This window comes from Christiangramia aestuarii, assembly GCF_009735585.1.
GTDB lineage: Bacteria > Bacteroidota > Bacteroidia > Flavobacteriales > Flavobacteriaceae > Christiangramia > Christiangramia aestuarii.
In genome coordinates this window covers 46043-66337 of the sequence record NZ_VJVW01000003.1, presented here as the reverse complement: position 1 = coordinate 66337, position 20295 = coordinate 46043, and the positions used below count along the sequence as shown (strand labels likewise).

The 20295-nt window shown below is 42.4% G+C and carries 22 protein-coding genes; 13 read left to right on the top strand and 9 right to left on the bottom strand.

What is annotated here, in order from left to right; translation table 11 throughout:
• Positions 1-67: 67 nt before the first annotated feature.
• Both FLP08_RS08220 and FLP08_RS08215 read right to left on the bottom strand, forming a co-directional pair.
• A complete protein-coding gene (locus FLP08_RS08220; RefSeq protein ID WP_156275828.1) occupies positions 68-712 on the bottom strand; it encodes a gluconate 2-dehydrogenase subunit 3 family protein in 645 nt (214 codons plus the stop codon).
• An 11-nt stretch (positions 713-723) separates the two neighbouring features.
• The gene (locus tag FLP08_RS08215; protein ID WP_162430997.1) at positions 724-2427 is read right to left on the bottom strand and encodes a GMC oxidoreductase; all 1704 of its coding nucleotides are present in this window, start codon (positions 2425-2427) and stop codon (positions 724-726) included.
• Positions 2428-2582: 155 nt separating this feature from the next.
• Here FLP08_RS08215 and FLP08_RS08210 point away from each other — a divergent pair, with 155 nt between their 5' ends.
• From FLP08_RS08210 to FLP08_RS08170, 9 genes are all read left to right on the top strand, one after another.
• On the top strand, positions 2583-3572 hold the full coding sequence (locus tag FLP08_RS08210) for a sugar phosphate isomerase/epimerase family protein (RefSeq protein WP_238388468.1): 990 nt from the start codon (positions 2583-2585) through the stop codon (positions 3570-3572).
• Positions 3573-3588: 16 nt separating this feature from the next.
• Positions 3589-4827: an MFS transporter gene (locus tag FLP08_RS08205; RefSeq protein WP_156275824.1), complete on the top strand. Its 1239-nt coding sequence runs from the start codon at positions 3589-3591 to the stop codon at positions 4825-4827.
• An 8-nt stretch (positions 4828-4835) separates the two neighbouring features.
• Positions 4836-5975: a Gfo/Idh/MocA family protein gene (locus FLP08_RS08200; RefSeq protein ID WP_341485010.1), complete on the top strand. Its 1140-nt coding sequence runs from the start codon at positions 4836-4838 to the stop codon at positions 5973-5975.
• A 16-nt stretch (positions 5976-5991) separates the two neighbouring features.
• Entirely contained in the window at positions 5992-7059 is a 1068-nt protein-coding gene (locus tag FLP08_RS08195; protein WP_156275820.1) for a sugar phosphate isomerase/epimerase family protein, read from the top strand.
• Positions 7056-7811 carry a 3-keto-disaccharide hydrolase gene (locus FLP08_RS08190; protein ID WP_156275818.1) on the top strand — a complete coding sequence of 252 codons (756 nt, stop codon included), beginning with the start codon at positions 7056-7058 and terminating at the stop codon, positions 7809-7811. The genes FLP08_RS08195 and FLP08_RS08190 overlap by 4 nt, the downstream gene beginning before the upstream one ends.
• Positions 7812-7895: 84 nt before the next feature.
• Positions 7896-9110, top strand: a complete 1215-nt coding sequence (locus FLP08_RS08185) for a bifunctional alpha/beta hydrolase/OsmC family protein (RefSeq protein WP_156275816.1) — start codon at positions 7896-7898, stop codon at positions 9108-9110.
• A gap of 111 nt (positions 9111-9221) precedes the next feature.
• Positions 9222-9818 (top strand): superoxide dismutase family protein, encoded by a 597-nt coding sequence (locus FLP08_RS08180; protein WP_156275814.1) that lies wholly within the window; start codon positions 9222-9224, stop codon positions 9816-9818.
• A gap of 91 nt (positions 9819-9909) precedes the next feature.
• On the top strand, positions 9910-10440 hold the full coding sequence (locus FLP08_RS08175) for an RNA polymerase sigma factor (RefSeq protein WP_156275812.1): 531 nt from the start codon (positions 9910-9912) through the stop codon (positions 10438-10440).
• A 2-nt stretch (positions 10441-10442) separates the two neighbouring features.
• Positions 10443-11252 carry an anti-sigma factor gene (locus FLP08_RS08170; RefSeq protein ID WP_156275810.1) on the top strand — a complete coding sequence of 270 codons (810 nt, stop codon included), beginning with the start codon at positions 10443-10445 and terminating at the stop codon, positions 11250-11252.
• A gap of 237 nt (positions 11253-11489) precedes the next feature.
• On the opposite strand, the gene FLP08_RS08165 is transcribed toward FLP08_RS08170, so the two are convergent.
• The 3 genes from FLP08_RS08165 to FLP08_RS08155 are packed head-to-tail and all read right to left on the bottom strand — an operon-like array spanning position 11490 to position 13906.
• Positions 11490-12248: a LytTR family transcriptional regulator DNA-binding domain-containing protein gene (locus FLP08_RS08165; protein ID WP_162431013.1), complete on the bottom strand. Its 759-nt coding sequence runs from the start codon at positions 12246-12248 to the stop codon at positions 11490-11492.
• An 18-nt stretch (positions 12249-12266) separates the two neighbouring features.
• A complete protein-coding gene (locus tag FLP08_RS08160; RefSeq protein ID WP_156275808.1) occupies positions 12267-12581 on the bottom strand; it encodes a 2TM domain-containing protein in 315 nt (104 codons plus the stop codon).
• The gene (locus FLP08_RS08155) at positions 12581-13906 is read right to left on the bottom strand and encodes a 2TM domain-containing protein (RefSeq protein WP_156275806.1); all 1326 of its coding nucleotides are present in this window, start codon (positions 13904-13906) and stop codon (positions 12581-12583) included. Before FLP08_RS08155 ends, FLP08_RS08160 begins: the two co-directional genes overlap by 1 nt.
• Positions 13907-14088: 182 nt before the next feature.
• Here FLP08_RS08155 and FLP08_RS08150 point away from each other — a divergent pair, with 182 nt between their 5' ends.
• Complete coding sequence (locus tag FLP08_RS08150; RefSeq protein WP_156275804.1) at positions 14089-14523, top strand: hemerythrin domain-containing protein; 435 nt, start codon at positions 14089-14091, stop codon at positions 14521-14523.
• A gap of 34 nt (positions 14524-14557) precedes the next feature.
• On the opposite strand, the gene FLP08_RS08145 is transcribed toward FLP08_RS08150, so the two are convergent.
• A complete protein-coding gene (locus FLP08_RS08145; protein ID WP_156275802.1) occupies positions 14558-15865 on the bottom strand; it encodes an NAD(P)/FAD-dependent oxidoreductase in 1308 nt (435 codons plus the stop codon).
• Positions 15866-15991: 126 nt separating this feature from the next.
• Between FLP08_RS08145 and FLP08_RS08140 the strand changes: the two genes are divergently transcribed.
• Both FLP08_RS08140 and FLP08_RS08135 read left to right on the top strand, forming a co-directional pair.
• On the top strand, positions 15992-16486 hold the full coding sequence (locus tag FLP08_RS08140; protein ID WP_162430995.1) for a sigma-70 family RNA polymerase sigma factor: 495 nt from the start codon (positions 15992-15994) through the stop codon (positions 16484-16486).
• A 6-nt stretch (positions 16487-16492) separates the two neighbouring features.
• A complete protein-coding gene (locus FLP08_RS08135) occupies positions 16493-17128 on the top strand; it encodes a DUF8845 family protein (RefSeq protein ID WP_156275800.1) in 636 nt (211 codons plus the stop codon).
• A 153-nt stretch (positions 17129-17281) separates the two neighbouring features.
• On the opposite strand, the gene FLP08_RS08130 is transcribed toward FLP08_RS08135, so the two are convergent.
• Positions 17282-18085 carry a lysophospholipid acyltransferase family protein gene (locus FLP08_RS08130; RefSeq protein ID WP_156275798.1) on the bottom strand — a complete coding sequence of 268 codons (804 nt, stop codon included), beginning with the start codon at positions 18083-18085 and terminating at the stop codon, positions 17282-17284.
• A gap of 74 nt (positions 18086-18159) precedes the next feature.
• The gene (locus FLP08_RS08125) at positions 18160-18798 is read right to left on the bottom strand and encodes an NUDIX hydrolase (protein WP_156275796.1); all 639 of its coding nucleotides are present in this window, start codon (positions 18796-18798) and stop codon (positions 18160-18162) included.
• Between FLP08_RS08125 and FLP08_RS08120 the strand changes: the two genes are divergently transcribed.
• Positions 18797-19570, top strand: coding sequence for a peptidylprolyl isomerase (locus FLP08_RS08120; RefSeq protein WP_156275794.1), 774 nt, complete (start codon positions 18797-18799; stop codon positions 19568-19570). The genes FLP08_RS08125 and FLP08_RS08120 overlap by 2 nt on opposite strands.
• On the opposite strand, the gene FLP08_RS08115 is transcribed toward FLP08_RS08120, so the two are convergent.
• Positions 19571-20284, bottom strand: coding sequence for an RDD family protein (locus FLP08_RS08115; RefSeq protein WP_156275792.1), 714 nt, complete (start codon positions 20282-20284; stop codon positions 19571-19573).
• Positions 20285-20295: the final 11 nt, after the last annotated feature.

Here is a 20295-nt window from a genome sequence, read left to right as displayed (position 1 = left end):
AGCGATTTAACAACATGTGTTAAATATTTGATAATCAGTATTTTAGCCAGTAAATTCTAACGCTTAACTATAAAGACATGGCCTTACCATTTCCTAAATCTTTTACCGGTCCACAAGGAATATATTGCCCGGGAATCGGGTCATACCACATTACATTTTCACCAATTTCCTCTGTATTCTTCCATGCCCAGATTGCTACTCCCCTCACATTTGTAAGATAATCATAGGCGCCGGCATCTGGATCTAATTCGATCTCGACATCCTGACGCATGGCATCCTGGGTCTCTGTATTCCTTTTTGCGTACTTCTGCTTTTCTGCCGGACTGGCCTTTAAATATTTCTGGATGATCTTTTCGAAATCTTCATCACTGCCTTCTTCCTGTTCTTTATCGTATTCTTTTCTGAACGCCTCAGAAAATGCATCGGCAGATTTAAGGAACCTTTTTCTTTCATCCAGGTCTACGACTTCTTCCATGTAAGAATCTATGAACTGGGCGATATTAAGGTCTAAAGCTCCCGGGGTGTCTGTCTTAGGCAGAATAACATTCAGGATCTTCTTTAGAGCAAAACCATGAGAGGCAGTAAGAAACACCGGTTGCCAGTCATATTCCGGTTCATTTTTGCAGCTTTGCAATAAACTAAGAGCTGAAGGCCCAAGAACAAAGATTCCTGCTCCCAGCCCCATATTTTTTAATGCCTGTCTTCTTTTCATAATCCTAAATTTTAAGCATTAGACTTTTTGAAGTTTTTGGAGGCATGATCTGCCGCCCTGGCCGTCATGGCCATATAGGTAAGAGACGGGTTCTGACAACCCGCAGAGGTCATAAAAGCACCATCGGTCACATATACATTAGGCACTCCATGTACCTGGTTATTGCCATTTAGAACTGAGGTCTTGGGATCACGCCCCATCCTGGCCATACCCATTTCATGGATACCCAATCCAGGCGCACCAATATCATCATAGCCTTCTACGTCTTTAAAACCAGCTTTTTCAAGCATTTCTACGGCCTGGGAAACCATATCTTCGCGCATTTTCAATTCGTTCTCCTTGAATTCAGCATCAAAGGTCACGGTAGGAAGGTCCCATTCATCAAGTTTATCATAATCAAGGCTCATTTTATTCTCGTGGTAAGGCAGGGTTTCCCCAAATCCCATAATTCCCATGTTCCAGCCACCAGGTTGTACGATCGCATCCTTTAATTCTTTTCCGTACGCAGCTTCTGCAATGCTATCTGACCAGTTAGTGCGGCTGGCACCTCCCTGGTAGCCATAGCCACGAATAAAGTTCAGGTCCTTATCATTGCCGTTCAGGTTCCTGAACCTGGGCAGGTAAATTCCATTAGGTTTTCTTCCTTTATAATACTGATCTTCAAAACCATCATAATTACCGGAAGCTCCGGCCTTAAAATGATGGTCCATCACATTATGTCCCAGTTCGCCTGAATCATTACCCATTCCGTCTGGAAACCTGTCAGATTTGGATTGCATTAAAATACTGGTAGAGGCCACGGCCGAAGCGCATAGAAAAATGACATTGGCCTTGAATTCCATAACCTCCTTGGTGTTGGCATCGATTACCTTCACCCCGGTCGCCTTTTTGCCATCTGCATCATAGATCACCTGGCTAACAACCGAATTTGGTCGCAAGGTCATGTTCCCTGTCCTTTCTGCTGCAGGCAATGTAGAGGAATTACTGCTAAAATATCCCCCGTAAGGACATCCGCGTATACACCTGTTCCTGAATTGACACTTAGACCTACCTTCAAATTTCTTGTCACCCGTTATATGAGCCACCCGGCCCGAGGTCATTACACGGCCCCCAAAATTCTCCGCGATACTTTTTCTGAAATGATCTTCTACACAGTTAAGTTCCATGGGTGGCAGGAACTGTCCATCTGGCAACTGGCTTAAACCCAGTTTTTCTCCACAGACACCTATATAAGATTCCACGTAATCGTACCAGGGTGCGATGTCCTTATAACGTATGGGCCAGTCTATGGCGATCCCATCTCGCTTATTCGCTTCAAAATCTATATCGCCTAGCCTGTAACTATGGCGGCCCCACATAATAGAGCGGCCACCCACATGGTAACCACGCATCCAGTCGAACCTTTTTACTTCATTGTAAGGGTGTTTGATATCATCAACAAACCAGTGCTTACTAGCTTCTGAAACGGTATACCCGGTCCTGGCCTGCTTGAATTGCCTCTTCTCCTCTTCACGGGTCACCCTTCCATTGTACTTATAATCCCAAGGGTCATCGTTCATGGTAGGATAGTCCTTAACATGCTCTACCATTCTTCCTCTCTCCAAAACCAAAGTTTTGAATCCTTTTTCACAAAGCTCCTTCGCAGCCCAGCCACCACTGATCCCAGTGCCAACAACTATCGCATCGTAATTGTCATTTTCATAATAGTTACTCACAATTCTATGGTTTATTGATAAAATTTAAGTTCGAAGTCTATCAAATATATAAATTTATCCCTGTTATTTTACATCTTTAAAAAAAAGACTACTTTTAAATTTGAGTTTTTTAAAGAATTGTAGCTTTTCACCATAAATCTTCCAAAATGAACATAATGTCGTCGAAGACCTTTCTTATTTTAGGGTTTTTCTCCTTATTCCTGAGCTTTACTGCTTGTAAACAAAAATCTGAAAATGAGGATAAAGCATCCGCTATTACAAAGTCTGAAAAACCTGCCGATGCGTTATTTTTTAAATTATCACTCGCCCAGTGGTCCCTGCATCCTTTGATCCATGATGGAACTATAGATCCTCTGGATTTTGCCAGGACCGCCAGCGAAATGGGTTTTGAAGGTATTGAGTACGTGAGCGGCTTCTATTCAGAAAAGCTCAAAGATGCCAAAGATCCAGAGCGGAAAATGCAGGAAATACTAGACACCCTGAAGGCTCGCAGCGAAAAATATAACATGAGGAACGTGCTTATCATGGTAGACGGCGAAGGTGACCTTGCCGCAAATGATGTGACCGAGAGGGATAAGGCGGTAGAAAATCATAAAAAATGGATAGATGCGGCCAGTTTCCTTGGCTGCCATTCAATAAGGGTAAACCTTTTTGGAAGTGACATCCCTGAAGAATGGCAGGCTAACTCTATAGATGCTTTGAAAAAACTTTCAGCCTATGGGGCAGAAAAGAATATAAACGTACTGGTTGAAAATCACGGACTGCTTTCCTCTAATGCCGACCTTCTGGTAGAAGTGATGAGACAGGTGAACATGGAAAACTGTGGGACTCTACCAGATTTCGGAAATTTCTGTCTTAAACGTGAAGGAGATGCCAGGTGGGATGCAGATTGTGTGGAGGAATACCCGCGCTATGAAGGTGTGGAGAAAATGATGCCATACGCCAAAGCGGTTAGTGCAAAATCTTACACCTTCAATTCTACCGGAGAAGAGGAACTAATAGATTATAAAAAAATGCTTAAGATCGTAAAAGAAGGTGGGTACAGCGGATATATAGGGGTTGAATTTGAAGGTGAAGAGGACTCTGCAAAGGAGGGTATCCAAAAAACAAAGGATCTGCTAATCAAAGCCGGTAGAAAACTATAAAACCAATTTCTGAATTATGAGTAAACTTATACGATTTCAACTTTCCCTGATGATGTTTTTGGAATTCTTCATATGGGGAGGTTGGTTTGTTACGCTGGGTACCTTCCTGGGTTATAATCTTAATGCTACCGATGTTCAGATTTCCACAGCCTTTTCAACTCAATCCTGGGGAGCTATCATCGCTCCTTTTATTATAGGCCTAATTGCCGACAGGTTCTTCAATGCGGAAAGGATTCTCGGTTTTCTTCATCTCATCGGGGCCGTATTGTTATACCTCATGTATATAAGCACAGATTTTACTGAATTTTACCCCCTGGTACTGGGATATATGATCGCTTACATGCCTACCCTTGCCCTGGTGAATTCGGTTAGTTTTAACCAGATGAAAGATCCTGCCAAGGAATTCTCCTTTATCAGGGTCTTCGGAACCATTGGATGGATCGTGGCAGGACTGGTAATTAGTTATCTTTTCTACTGGGATGCTCCTGAAGCGAGACAGGAAGGAATGCTTAAGTACACTTTCCTAATGGTGAGTATCGCCTCCGCTTTCCTGGGCTTATTCAGTTTTACTTTACCCAAAACCCCACCTACGGCCGACAGGTCTAAAAAAGTAAGTATCGTGGAGACCCTGGGTCTTGATGCCTTAAGCCTATTGAAAGACAGGAATTTCCTTATGTTCTTCGTGGCTTCGGTATTAATATGTATTCCACTTGCTTTTTATTATCAGAATACCAATCCATTTCTTTCTGAGATCGGGGTAAATAACCCCACTGGACTTATGACCATTGGCCAGGTTTCCGAAGTATTATTCATGCTTCTGCTCCCGTTTTTCTTTAAGAAATTTGGTTTTAAAATGACCATTATTGCCGGAATGCTTGCATGGACCTTAAGATATTTGCTGTTTGCCTATGGTAATTCTGGCGAACTTATCTTTATGCTGCTTATCGGCATCGCCCTGCACGGGATCTGTTATGATTTCTTTTTCGTTTCGGGACAGATCTATACAGATTTTAAAGCGGGTTCAAAATATAAAAGTTCAGCCCAGGGCTTGATCACCCTGGCTACATACGGTGTGGGAATGCTCATCGGCTTCTATGTGGCCGGACTTATTACCAATGCTTATCTCACCGGAGAAAAAATGCATGCCTGGGAAACCATCTGGCTATATCCTGCAGCATTTGCATTTGGAGTAATGCTACTTTTTGCCTTATTTTTTAAGAACGAAAAGATCGATAAAAAAGATATAGAAATATAAAAGACAACATTATGGCTAAGATCAAACTTGGTATCCTGGGAGGAGGAGCAGATTCGCTCATCGGAATTCTGCATCGCGTGGCGGCAAATATGTTCGACCAGTTCGAAATCGTAGGAGGTGTATTCGATGTTCAGCATGCAAAAAGCCTAAAATTCGGCGAAAAACTTCAGTTGGATAAATCCAGGGTTTATAAGGACTTGGATGATCTTATCAAAAAAGAAAAACAGCTTCCTGAGGCAGAACGAATGCAGGCTGTTTCGGTTCTAACCCCGAACTTCCTTCATTTCCCCATGGCCAAGCAACTGCTGGAAAATGGCTTTAATGTGATCTGTGAAAAACCACTTACCACAACTTATGAGGAAGCAAAAACACTGAACGAGATTCAGCAAAGAACTAATGCGATCTTCGCGGTAACCTATACCTATACCGGATATCCTATGATCAGGCAGATGAAAGCCATGATCGAAAATGGCGATATAGGCAAGATCCAGAAAGTAGATGTTCAATATTACCAGGGATGGATAAATCCTTTGATCCACGACAAGGAGAGAAGATCAGCTACCTGGAGGTTGGATCCTGAAAAATCGGGCATCAGCTGCTGTATTGGCGATATTGGCACACACGCCTTTAACATGGCTGAGTATGTTACCGGAATGAAGGTTGAGAATATACTCGCAGACCTTAATTACCTATACGAGGATAACCCGATGGATATTGATGGAACCGTCCTGCTCAGGTTTGGAAAAAATACAAAAGGAGTGCTTCGCGCGAGCCAGATCGCTACCGGTGAGGAAAACAATTTCACCGTGCAAATTTATGGAGATAAAGGAGGGCTTAAGTGGGAACAGGAAAATCCAAATTACCTGTATCTTATGAAAGAAGATCAGCCCCTACAGGTTATTAAACCTGGGCACGGATTCCTTAGTGAATTTTCACTGGAAGGAACAAAACTGCCTCCAGGACATCCCGAAGGTATCTTCGACTCCATGGGAAACATTTATTACGGGGTTGCCATGGCCATTAAAGACCAATCTAAATTTGAAGGCGCTTACCCTAAACTTAATGATGGCCTGCGCGGAATGAGTTTTATTGAGAAGAGCGTTGCTTCTCACAAAAAGGGCAATGTATGGATCAAAATGCAAGACTAATATAAATTATTAGAAAATGAAGACTATAAAGGGACCGGCTGTATTTTTGGCTCAATTCATGGACGATAACGAACCCTTCAATTCCCTGGATGGCCTGTGCAAATGGGCTGCCGAGCTGGGATATAAGGGGATACAGATCCCTACCTGGGAAACAAGGCTTATCGATCTGAAAAAAGCAGCTGAAAGCAAGGCCTATTGTGATGAACTAAAAGGAAAGGTAAATTCCTACGGACTCGAAATAACCGAATTAAGCTCGCATTTACAGGGACAACTAGTAGCCGTTCATCCGGCCTACGACATCATGTTCGATAATTTTGCTCCTGAAGCTTATAAGAACAATCCCAAAGAGAGGACAGAATGGGCGATAGAGCAACTGAAATTTGCAGCCAAGGCAAGCCGGAACCTGGGACTTGATGTTCACGGCACCTTCAGCGGGTCCTTCCTGTGGCATACTGCCCACCCCTGGCCACAAAGACCAGATGGTTTGGTCGAGATGGGATTTGCTGAACTGGCAAAACGCTGGCTTCCCATCCTGAACGAATTCGACGAACAGGGTGTAGATGTATGTTACGAGATCCATCCTGGGGAAGACCTGCATGATGGGGTTACTTTTGAACGTTTCCTGGATGCAACCCATAATCATAAAAGGGTAAACATCCTTTATGATCCCAGTCATTTCGTTTTACAACAACTGGATTATATAGAATATATAGATCACTACCATGATTATATAAAAATGTTCCATGTAAAGGATGCCGAATTCAATCCAACGGGCAAAAAAGGAATGTTCGGTGGGTTTGGAGATTGGAAAGATCGTGCCGGCAGGTACCGGCACCCGGGAGATGGACAGGTGGACTTTAAGACTGCCTTTTCAAAATTGACCGAGTACGGTTGCGATGTTTGGGCAGTACTGGAATGGGAATGCTGCATAAAATCCCCGGAACAGGGAGCACGGGAAGGTGCGCCATTTATCGAAAAACATATTATTGAAGCCACCCAAAAACGCTTCGACGATTTCTCAGGATCTGAAATAGATAAAAATAAACTCAAAAGAATTTTAGGACTTAAACCAGAAAACGAATGAAAAAATTAATGCTAATTGGCTGCTCTTTACTCATATTCTCGGCCTGTAAGAATGAAAGCGAAAAGGCTGAAGAAACCGAGCTCTCCAATACTGAAGAAATGGAATCTACCAAAGAAAATGCGAAGGATGAATGGCAACCCCTCTTTAACGGGGAGGATCTTGAGGGCTGGAAGGCTTATAACCGGGATTCCATCTCAGGCCAGTGGACAGTAGAGAACGGAGCCATAGCCTTTGCCCCAGCCGAGGGTGACCAAAGGATCAAGGAATACCTTATTACCGAGGATGAGTTCGAAAACTTTGAATTATCCCTGGAATGGAAGATCTCTGAAGGTGGCAACAGCGGTATTATGTGGGGAGTAAAGGAAACCGACAAATATGATGAACCTTATTTTATAAGCCCGGAAATTCAGGTACTGGATAACCAGAATCATCCCGATGCGAAAAACGGACCAACTCGTACTGCCGGAGCTTTATACGATATGGTACCGCCTAGCAAGGATGTTACTAAACCTGCCGGCCAGTGGAACAAGGAAGTGATACATATAAATTATGATGAAAATATTGGCTGGGTCGAGCTTAATGGCACCAGGATCACCGAATTCCCTTTACAGGGCGAGAAATGGGAAGAGATGGTTGAAAACTCCAAATTCAAGGACTGGGAAGATTTTGGTTCTACCCGTAAAGGAAAGATCGCCTTCCAGGATCATGACGATAAAGTATGGTTCAGAAATATAAAGATCAAGGAACTTTAGGAAGATTTTATCTAAATTAAAGCTGCCGTTTAGGCGGCTTTTTTTATTCTTGATATTCAAGGATTCAATATTAAACTTAAGGGTATGAAAAAATTAGAAGTAAGTTTTACAAATTCAGAATCGAAAGAATTAAAAGGAGTGCTGGAACTTCCCAGCAATGCAACTCCTGAAAATTTTGTGCTTTTCGCACATTGTTTTACCTGCAATAAGAATTTTCATGCTCCTACCAATATCAGTAAAAGTTTGGCCTCTAAAGGCTATGGAGTTTTAAGATTCGATTTCACCGGCCTTGGGGACAGCGAGGGTGAATTTGAAGACACAAATTTTTCCAGCAATGTTGAAGATCTTATCGCTGCGGCCAATTTTCTGAAGGAAGAATATACCCCTCCCACCCTGATGATAGGTCACTCCCTAGGAGGTGCGGCTACGCTCTTTGCCTCAAAAGAGATAGAATCGGTTAAGGCCATGGTCACCATCAACTCCCCTTCTAACCTGTCCCATCTAGAAAAACATTTTGAATCCAGCCTGGAACAGATCGAAGAAGATGGGCAGGCCAGGGTAAATATCGGTGGAAGAAGTTTCAATATCAAAAAGCAGTTCCTGGACAACCTTCGGGACAACCAAGATGGGGCCGCTTTTGAAGAGATAAGAAAAGCCCTGCTCATTCTACATTCCCCACAGGACGAAATTGTCTCTATTAATCATGCCGAAGAGCTTTACAAGTCGGCATGGCATCCAAAAAGTTTCATTTCCCTGGACGGTGCAGACCACATGCTCAGCAATAAGGTCGATTCAGAATATGCCGGTACGGTGATCGCCGCCTGGGCTTCCAGGTATATTAGCAGACCGGAAGTACCCGAACTGGAGACAGACCATGAAGTGATGGCCAACCTGGGAGCTGATGGCTATACCACACAAATAACCGCGGGGAAACATCATCTGGTCGCCGATGAACCCGAAAAGGCAGGTGGAAGCGACCTGGGGCCTACTCCTTACCAACTGCTATCCAGCGGACTTGCGGCCTGTACCTCCATGACCATACATATGTATGCCCGGAGAAAAGAATGGCCTCTAGATAATGTGGAAACACATGTGAACTATTCCAAAAAACACGCAGAAGATTGCGAGAACTGCGAAGATGAAAAGGCCAAGATAGATACTTTTGAAAGGCAGATATCCATACAAGGAGATCTGGATGAAAAACAAATAGAACGTCTTATGCAAATCGCAGATAAGTGCCCGGTACATAAAACCCTTTCTACAAAAGGTCAGATCAAAACGCGGTTAAAGGACTCCTAGCTGAAAACACCAATTCTGCTGCTCTGTTAAGCTATCCTTAAATCTTTGGCTGTACTTCTTATTAAAATTAATTTAGAGCTATAAATAACAATTTAAACCAATCGAAACACTATGAAACGTATTAGTTTGTCTATTGTTCTTTGTGCCGGACTGATTTTTACCGGATGTAAGAATGAGAAAAAAGAAAAAGAAATGGATGAGCAGTCCGAGACCGAAATGACTTCTGAAAAAGAAATGAAAAAGGAAGAAAAAGAGGTTAAGAAGGTTAAGGTAAGCCTTAAGTCTGTTAGCGATTCCAAACTCAGCGGGAACGTGGTATTCACTGAAGAGGATGGAGAAGTTTCCATGACCGCTATCATTTCTGGTCTTGCTGAAGGTAAGCACGCTATTCACCTTCATGAAAAAGGAGATTGTTCAGCTGCCGATGGTTCGTCAGCCGGTGGTCACTGGAACCCAACCGATGCCAAGCACGGAAAATGGGGAAGCAATGATGGTTATCACAAAGGAGATATAGGTAACTTTGAAGTAGATGCTAATGGCAACGGAACCGTTAACATGAGCACAGACGAGTGGTGTATAGGATGTGGTGATCCTAAAAAAGATATTTTAGGGAAAGCCGTTATCGTACATGATGGTGTAGACGATTATACTTCTCAACCATCTGGAGCTGCCGGTACCCGTGTAGGTTGTGGAGTGATCCAGAAATAATAAAATTTAAGTATAGTTTATACAATGCGGTCTTCGGGCCGCTTTTTTTATATACATATTAAACCTATATTTAATTCCTCAAATAAAATTTATGCAGCAGGACGGTTTAATCCTTGAACTACAGAATGGCAATCAGCGTGCTTTTGAACGTATTTATGAATTGTATTCAGAAAGTATATATGGTATCATTTACAGTATTCTACATGATGAAAAGATAGCTGAAGAGATCCTTCAGGATGTTTTTCTAAAGATCTGGAACAATGCCTCCTCCTACAATTCAGATAAAGGACGATTCTTCACCTGGATACTGAATATCGCCAGGAATGCCTCTATAGACCATTTACGATCTAAAAGCCATAAGAATGATAAGAAAAACCTTGCAGCAGATAATTTCGTAGATATTCTGGAGACAAGGTCAAACTTTTCAGCAAAAGCAGACGCTATTGGAATAAAAAAATATATAGATGTTCTAAAGCCAGTTTGTAAGAAATTGATCGACCTTTTATTCTTTAAGGGATTCACCCAGAAAGAAACCGCCGAGGAGCTTGATATGCCTCTGGGAACCGTTAAAACAAGGAACAGGGCCTGTATCAATAAACTTCGGGAAATCTTAGCAGAATAAGCATGGATATAAAAGAATACATATCATCGGGAATTTTAGAACTCTACGTTTACGGCGCCCTTACCGAGGCTGAAAGCCGTGAAGTGAGCAGAGTGCTAAAGGAACACCCTGAAATTCGCCAGGAGGTGGAAGAGATCGAATTGGCATTGCAGAAACTTTCTGCCACCGCTGCACCGGAATATGATGCAGAAGCATTGCTGGCCAATATTAGAAGAAAACTCGGCAACAAGCCTGATGGCACGGTGATCAATATAGAAAGGAAAAAAGAGACCGATTGGGTGGCCTATATTGGCTGGGCAGCCTGTCTTGCCCTGCTTGTAGGTCTGTTCTTTGTTTTTGAAGACAAGAACAACCTAAGAGAACAGCTTAGTTCGGAAAAAGCGAGATCGGCTAAATTGGAACAACAGATCGCTGATGCCCGCGAGGATGCTGAAAAAACCGAGGAACTGCTAGCCGTACTTAGAGATAAAAATGTTTCTAAGATACAGCTACAGGGACAGCAGGCCGCTCCGGGAGCTTATGCCGCGGTTTACTGGAATAAACAAGAGAACAAGGCATATATAGATGCCGAGAACCTGCCGGAACCACCACGTGGAAAAGTTTACCAGGTTTGGTCTCTAAAGCTCGAACCGTTAACTCCCACCAGCATAGGCTTGCTTGAGGACTTTGCGGCAGACAACAATAAGATATTTGCCCTGGAGAATGCGAACGAATCGCAGGCCTTTGGAATCACCCTGGAGCCTGAAGGTGGTAGCGAATCGCCAACCATGGATCAGCTCTATGTACTTGGGGTAGTCGCAGCAGCTCCCTAATTAAGTAAATGATATAAAATAAGTAAGCCCCACTGTCGTGGGGCTTACTTTTGTAAATACTTAGAAAAGTTCCGGAGGGAACTGTCTTCTTTCTAAGCATCTAACCAACCAAAAAAATCAAAAACTCAATTTAAAATAATTCGACCAAAAATTATTCAAACAAACTTAGAGTTGTATCAAGATATACGGAGGCAGATGCAGTGCGGTTTTAAAAACTCCAATTTTAACATTTAGGGATCAGCTATCCAGCCAGGATTTAAAGTCCTTAACCCTTTCCCTGCTTACGATAAGCTGGAATTCATCAAAATTCTCAAGTTTTATTTCCAGGCGGGAATTCGTATAAGAAACGATATCTTTTATGGCGTTGATGTTGAGGATACACTTCCGGTTAATGCGGTAGAACTTTTCTGGGTCTAGATCATTTTCAAGCTGCTCCAGAGGTATCTCCACAGGATAATTCCTTCCGGAGAAACAATGTATATAGGTAGCCTTATTTTCAGAATAAAAACAGGCGATATCCCCAGTCTCTACGAGTTTCAGATGCTGACCTACCTGAGCGGTAAAGCGTGTTTTATAAGACCGTTCTACATTCCCGGTTTGGGTAAGTAAGGACCTCAGCTCATTCACATCGATTCCGTTTGTAGATTTTTTCGTTGCCCTGAACTTATTGATAGCCGCTTCCAGCTCTTCTTCATCTATAGGTTTTAAAAGGTAGTCTATGCTGTTAAGCTTAAAAGCCCTTAGTGCATACTCATCATAAGCGGTAGTAAAGATGATCGCTGCTTCGGTTTTTACGTGCTCAAAGATCTCAAAGGAAACCCCATCGCTTAATTGGATATCCAGGAAAATAAGATCTGGATGTTCATTGAAGTTAAACCAGCTTACCGCTTCGGCTACCGAATGCAGCATTGTTTCGGCCTCGATGTTCAGTTTTGAAAGCATACGCTGTAACCGGCGGGCAGCAGGCTTTTCGTCTTCAATAATAATTACGTTTATCACTATGATTTTTTAAGTTTATTTCCAGAGTTGTTTTTTATCCTTATCCATCAATTCCCTGATCTTCTTTTCCTCCCAGTTTTTACCAAACATGATATTAGGTCCAAAAACACCGGCCCAATGTGCTAACAGACCAATACCCCAGAAAAATATTGTTGAATAATTAGACCATTCAGTAAGGCCTTGGATAAAACCGGTATCACGAGTGCTTAGGACCAATATGGCAGAATTTATAACAATGAATATCAGCAGATGAACATAAAAGCCTTTTATATCCTTTACCTTTTTTTGAGCTGCCTTGTAGCTAAACTCCTTTTTATAATCTCTTTCCATTATTTCCACGATTTAGTTTGTTGTTCCTTTTCCATTAATTCCTGGATCTTTCGTTCTTCCCATTGGCTGCCGTAACCGAATACCGAAAATCCATGTACGGTAAGACCTATTCCCCAGCCGAATAGCGGGAACCAGAACCATTGAAAATTCCAGTAAGTATAGTAATTAATAAAAATAAGGAATGGTATTACCACGCAGTAGGAAATAAGGTTCGCATAGAATTCCTTGATCTCCTTCACCCTCTGTTTTGCTTTGAAATAAGCATTCTCCTGGTTGATCTCATTAGTATCCATAATTGAAATTTGTTTAGTTAATATGGGTAGCTTAACCCTGAAATTATCTTCGGTTTGTTCTATTAGAACTTTGCGATCTGTCACCACGTGATAGCGGTTCACGATATTCTGAAGCCCGACGCCCTTGCGATTGCCCAGCACCTCTTTTTTCTGAAAATTGTTCTCAACGACCAGGTTCCCATCCTCCTCGAATATTCTGATCTTTAAAGGCCTGTCCTCGCTTACTATATTATGCTTGATGGTATTTTCCAACAGCAATTGCAGGGATAAAGGAACTACCTTGGCGTCTTCATTCGATAACTCTTCAGGGATCTCGAAAAAGATACTGTTCTCGAAGCGCATCTTGAGCAGTTTCATATAAGTGCTGGCGAAGGCCAGTTCCTCTTTTACGCTCACTAACTCCTTATCCTTTTGTTCCAAAACGTAACGGTATATTTTTGATAAAGCTGTGGTGAACCGTTGTGCCTGGTCCGGATTTTCATCTATTAGCGAAGCCAGCACGTTAAGGCTATTGAACAGGAAATGTGGGTCCAGCTGGTTCTTTAAGGCGTCGAATTTTGCTGAAGCCGTACCAGCAATGATCTTTTGCTCCTTTACCTTTTTTTCCTGAAGTGCCTTATAGAAATACACCAAGTGGAAAAAGAGGGAAATAATGGTGATGAATAGTAAAGGTCCGTAATAATAATAGATCCTTTCTCCATCCATGAATTCCTGCAGACTTCGCCCCTTAAATAGAGTTTCATCTGTGAGGCGGCAGAGAAAATAAAATAATAAGGTGAGTATCACAGAGCCTCCGGCAGCCAGCAGGATAGTACGTAAGCTGGCATCCTCCCAGCCTATCTTCCTCTCAAAATATATAAAATAGATGCTGTTCACAGCCGTAAGCACGAAACAGTAGAAAAAATAGGTTCCCCAGGTCTTTAATTCTAATAGCGCACCAAAAGACTCCTCACTGTCGAAAATTATCTGGACCGAAAAAAGAACCAGGGTAATGGCTATACTAATCCTTAGTATTTTAAATAAATGTGTCATTCATTATATATTCTATGTACAAATTTGCCCTCAAACTTCAGTAAACCGAAATTCAATATACTGAGTTGTTGATTTTCGATACTGAATTGTAGTCTTATCTCAATTTTGGCTTTTCGTTTTTAAAATTAATTATTCTTTAACATTAAATTGAATAACTTGGATGAAATCCAAAAAATTAAATAATGACCATTTTTGAAGCACTAAGACAGGAGCATGAGATCCAGCGTGACCTCATTGCCAAACTTATAGAGACAGAAGGCAAAACAGAAGAGAGAAAAAAGATCTTCGAAAATCTTAAGCATGAATTGAAGATACATGAAGATGCGGAAGAAAGACATTTTTACGTCCCGCTTATGGAAAAGGACCTAACCCAGGAAAAAGCCCGTCATAGCGTAGCAGAACACCACGAAATGGATGAACTGGTAGAGCAGCTTGAGGATACTGAAATGGATGCTTCTAACTGGCTAAAGATTGCCAAGGAACTGCAGCACCAGCTGATACATCATTTAGATGAGGAAGAACATGAGGTTTTCCAGATGGCGGGGAAAGCCCTGACCGAAAAGCAAAAGACCGATCTGGCTTCGAGTTATAACAAGGAGATCAAAGAAAACAGATAATAAAAAAAGCCCCGCAATTTGCGGGGCTTTACTTTTATACTTTATCCTCATCCAGGGTCATGGTCTCTTCCTGACCTTTAAAAGGCCTTATGATCAGCCTTGCCGCCTTATCGAAATTTATATAATTATAGATCCAGTTAAAGAAGGTAACTGTCCTGTTCCTGAAACCTACCAGGAACCATAGATGCACGAACATCCATACGAACCAGGCAAAGAAACCAGAGAACTTCCATTTATGCAGGTCTACCACCGCGCGGTTCCGACCTACCGTAGCCATGGTCCCCTTGTCAAAATATTCAAATGGTTCCAGCTTCTCCCCCCTTATTAAATGCTTGATGTTCTTGGCCAGGTGTTTTCCCTGCTGAATGGCCGGCTGGGCCACCATAGGATGACCTTTAGGGAATTCTTCAGTTTGCATCAAGGCGATATCCCCGATGGCAAAAATATTTTCATAGCCATTCACCTGGTTAAATGCGTTCACCTGGTAGCGGTTGGCCTTCTCTACCATGGCCGAGGCGTTTAAGCCTTTTACCGGAGCACCGGTAACCCCTGCAGACCAGATAAAGGTCTCGGTCTTAATGGCCAGGTCGGTATTGGTCTTAACCAGATGTCCATCATAATTCTCCACCATGGTATTCAGGTGTATCTTTACCCCCAGCTCTTCCAACATCTCCTGAGCTTTTTTCGAGGCATGCTCGCTCATAGGAGGTAGAACCCGGTCCAGGCCTTCTAAAAGATGGATATTCATCTCGTTAGGATCCAGGTCTGGATAATCTTTTGGAACGATATGGTTACGAAGTTCAGCAATAGCTCCACTCAACTCTACACCTGTAGGCCCGGCACCCGCCAGGACGAAATTGAGCAATGCCTTTCTTTTTTCGGGATCTTCGGTAATGGTGGCCTGTTCAAGGTTTTCGAGAATAAGACTGCGGATGTTCAGCGCCTGCGGCACGGTCTTCATCCACATTCCATGTTCCTCGATGCTGTCATTTCCGAAGAAATTGGTTTTGGATCCTGTGGCGATCACCAGGTAATCATAAACAAGATCGCCTATACTAGTATGTACGGTATTCTTTTCTGCAGAAATTGAGGTCACCTCGGCAAGCCTGAAAAAACATTTCTTGCTGGACCGGGTGATCTTCCTAAGTGGGTATGCTATGGAATCTGGTTCCAGTCCCGAGGTAGAAACCTGATATAATAAGGGTTGAAACGTATGGTAGTTATGCCTGTCCAGCAGCACCATCTGCATCTCCTCTTTCAGGATCTTTCGGGCCAGTGCAATTCCGGCAAAACCACCTCCAATTATCACTACTCTGGGTAAGTCAGTTCTTGGGATATTCATAAGTTCGGCTGGTTTTACCCAAATTTACTATTTATGAAGGGAATGGAGGATGGATTAACTTTAAATTAAAGTTTTTTGTAACATAGCCTATATTTTTTCTACCTATTACTTGCTAACCAAACATTCGTGAACAAAGAATTAGAGCATCAGTTTGTAACCAACCTGGAGAAGCACCAGAACATTGCCCATAAGATATGTCGTATCTACACCAATGATCAGGAATCTCATAATGATCTTTTTCAGGAAATTACGATACAGTTATGGAAGGCTTATCCAAAGTTCAGGGGTGATTCAAAATTCAGTACCTGGATGTACCGGGTGGCCCTGAATACAGCGATCACCTTATACCGAAAGAAAAAAAGGAGCATCCGTACCCAGGATTATGATACGGTTCATTTCAAGATAAAGGCGGAGGAATATGATGATGAGGCCGAGAGGCACCTTAAGCTAATGTACGATGCGATAAAGCAGCTGAACGATATAGACAAGGCCCTGGTCTTTCTATACCTGGAAGATAAGAACTATGCAGAGATCTCTTATACCCTGGGGATTTCTGAAGTGAATGCGAGAGTAAAAATGAACAGGGTAAAAACAAAATTGAAGAACATCATTAATCCTTAGTGACATATGGATGATTTAGACCTACTAAAACAGGATTGGAAGAAGCAGGAGAAGAACCTGCCCCACCTTTCCTATGATGAAATCTATAAAATGATCTGGAAGCGATCCTCGTCTATCGTTAAATGGATCTTTGTGATTAGCATCCTTGAATTCCTTCTTGGAGCTGTCCTGAACATTTTCCTGGCAGATGAAGAATACTGGCAACAGATGGAGAAATACCAGCTTACCGAATTCACTATTATAGTCTACATTGTAAGTTACCTTATAACCTTTTATTTCATCTACAGATTCTACAAGAATTACCAAAGCATCTCTACTACAGATAGTGCTTCCAGGCTTATGAAGAATATCCTGAAGACCCGAAAAACGGTGAAATACTATATAGGTTTTATTCTTATTTCCAGCGGAGTGGTTTTCCTGATCACGGTTTTCCTGATGATAAGGAACCACGCTGTAGAATCGGCAGATAATGCAAATATGGAATTTGATGCTACCCAATGGCTCATCTTTATTGGAGGAACCCTATTGGCACTAGGCCTTCTACTGGGAGTGATCTGGCTTATTTACCGCGTTGTTTACGGGATCTTGCTAAAAAGACTTCTTAAGAACTATAAGGAACTTAAAAAGCTTGAAATGGAATAGAGCTTAGAGCTTAAATTTTGATATTTCTGGGGAAGAATAAAAGCATTCCTAATCAAAATATTTAGAGGATATAAAGCCTCTTGATCTTTCGCCTGAAGCCCCATTTAAGGCAGAAATATATACTTGGTTAAGTATCGGTATTTGAAGTCTAGTTTAGTAGCCCCACCTTCTCTGTTCGTTCAGGTCTTCCATGGCCTTGATCTCTTCGGTTGGAATTACCTTCAGGAAAGACGGATGTTGCTCGATGGCATATTCCAGCTTGCTCACGATCTCCTCGATACTGTCGTTCTCATAATCGATATCCAGTGGCTCTTTGATCTGGAAGCTCTGCAAGATCCCTCTTTTCTTGATCCTTAGACCTTTTTTATCGAAAGACCTTCTAAAGCCGTCGATCACGATAGGGATCACAATGGGTTTATGATTTTTGATTATATGGGCGGTTCCCTTTCTAATTGGCTTAAAGGGTTTGGTAGTTCCCTGCGGAAAAGTGATCACCCAGCCATCGTCCAGGGCCTTACCGATATTCTCAGTATCATTGGGATTAACCTCCCTCTTGATCTCCTTGCCCTTGGCCCTCCATGTTCTTTCTACGGTAATAGCACCGGCATAAGCCATGATCCTGGCAAGCAGACCGGCCTTCATGGTTTCCTTGGCTGCAACATAATAGATATTAAGCTTTGGCTGCCAGATATAACCAATGTTTTTAATACTGTCTACCCTCCCGCTAAGACTGGCATTGAACACATGGAACATGGCCGTAACATCTGCGAAATAGGTCTGATGATTGGAAACGAAAAGTACATTGGTATCTGGGAGGTTCTTGATGATCTCAGAACCTTCTATGTGCAGTTCATTGAAACCACGATACCTCCTGTGGGTGAGTACTCCGAATACACGGATCAACCACTTCTTCAAAATTAAATAATGCCCAAATGGATTCTTCTTGAATAATCCCATTTTTTGATATCTTTTTGACCGGTTATTTTCCAGCTTTTATAGAACCGGCGGCAAATATAATAATACTTTCCACATTATATTTTTAAAAGCAACTCTCTAATCTCACTTAACATCATTCCGGTAGCCCCCCACACCACGTGACCGTTCAACCTGTAGGCTGGTACCTCGATGTTATTGGCATAAGAAGTGCTCAGGTTTTCCGTGATCAAATTATCATCATTTAGAAATTCGCTTAGTCTTACTTCCAGGATCTGTTCCACTTCAGATTCCTGGGCCTTTAGAACTGGGGTTGTATGCATGATCCCCAGGTAAGGTTGCACCCAGAAGTTAGAAGGTGGAATATAGAGCCGGCTCAGTTTCTTTACCACTTCAATATCGTGCCGATAGATCCCAACTTCCTCTTCGGTCTCCCGTAAGGCCGTCTGCTCAAGATCCTCATCCTCTAACTCTACCCTGCCACCGGGAAACCCAACCTGATTGGAATGTACCCCATTATAGGTTTTTCTTAGGATTAAGACCAGACGCGTATCCCGCATCTCATCTGGATAAAAAACAGCCATTACTCCGGCTTCGTGGGGATTCCTTTTAGACATATCTATATTATCCAGTTCATTGATCCTTATAAGCGGGGCTAGTTTTCTATGCGCGGCTTCACCGGGAAGCTGCATTTTTTTTAACTTTGAAATCCTGTTTTTAAAAATTTCAAACTCCATGTTCAGACAGCTTTCTTTAATAGCAATTTTCTCTATTCTCTTTTTCGCAAGTTGTGAAGATACGGAAAAGTCCTCAAAAAATGGGGAAACCAGAACGACTGAAGAGTTAAAAGCCCAGCAAAAAGAGGATTCTATCCAGCGCGCCAGGGATAGTATCTTTGAATTGAGAAAACAAGAACTGGCAAAAAAAGAGGAGAAATCTAAGATCGAAGAAAACCCGATGTTCCCCATTGCCCAGGAAGAACTTATCCCAACCCTTACCGAATATGGGAAGGAGAACCCGGAAACCCGTGTACGCATCAAGACCAAATATGGAAATATAGATGTAGAACTTTACCGGGACACTCCCCTGCACCGGGCAAATTTTATCATGCTAGTTAAAAATGAATATTTCAATGATACCTTCTTTCACCGGGTCGCACCGGGATTCGTTATCCAGGGCGGGAATGCAGACAATCAGTCGACCGCTAGTATGCGCGGCGACGTGGGCGATTATCTCATTCCTAGCGAGTTCGATGCAGGTCACCAACATACCTATGGAGCATTTTCAGCAGCTAAATATGCTGAACAGAACGTGAGCAAGGCTTCTTCCCCTTTTGAATTCTTCATTGTTATGGACAAGGGTGGCACGCCTCACCTAAATAATGATCATACGGTATTTGGAAGGGTGATTCGTGGAATGGATGTGGCCGAAAAGATCGCCCAGGTGAAAACGGGTAATTCTGAATGGCCAATCAACAATGTAGAAATGGATATCGAGATCCTTGACTGATCATTGCATGGTGTAATAATTGTAATCATTGATCACCCGGCGAACAAAATCTACAGGCCTTTCATCGGGCTTTACGTCCATAAGCTCAGTCAGCTTTTCGCTTAACGAAATGATGATATGGTGCTGGCCTTCTCTCACCGCCGTTTGGTAAAGGTTTTTGATTTGCTGAACATCGGCATCGCTCAAAACGGTTACCTGGGGATATTTAGGCTGGTAATTTTCAGGAATATCTACAGAAAGGCTTTGATGCAGGCCTACCTTCTTCTTTTCAGAAATCACGGTAGTTCCCGCGGCAATATCTCCCAGCCTCTGGCCTTTTCCGTTGAAAAGTATGGTCACCACGGCCACTCCTCCAAAAGTCAGACTAATATCTATGAACCTAAGCAGCCATCTAATCAGGTAATTTGAAAATCCCGGCCTGGAGCCATCCTTTTTCACTACCCTAATCTGTAAAAGTGCCTTCCCAGGCGTTCTTCCATCCCATAAAGTTTCCCATAGCAGGAAGTAAAGAAAAAAGGGTAAACCCAGAACGAGGTAATACATCATCTGGCTTCCGCTATCTTCTCCAAGACCGGCCATAACCAGAGAGGCCATAACCAGGTAAATAATTATAACGGATAGATCTATCAAAAAAGCGAGGATTCGCTCCATAATTCCCGCCACATTCTGTTCTATACTTATATTTTGAGCGGTTTCAATTTGAAAGTTATCCATTAAATATGTTA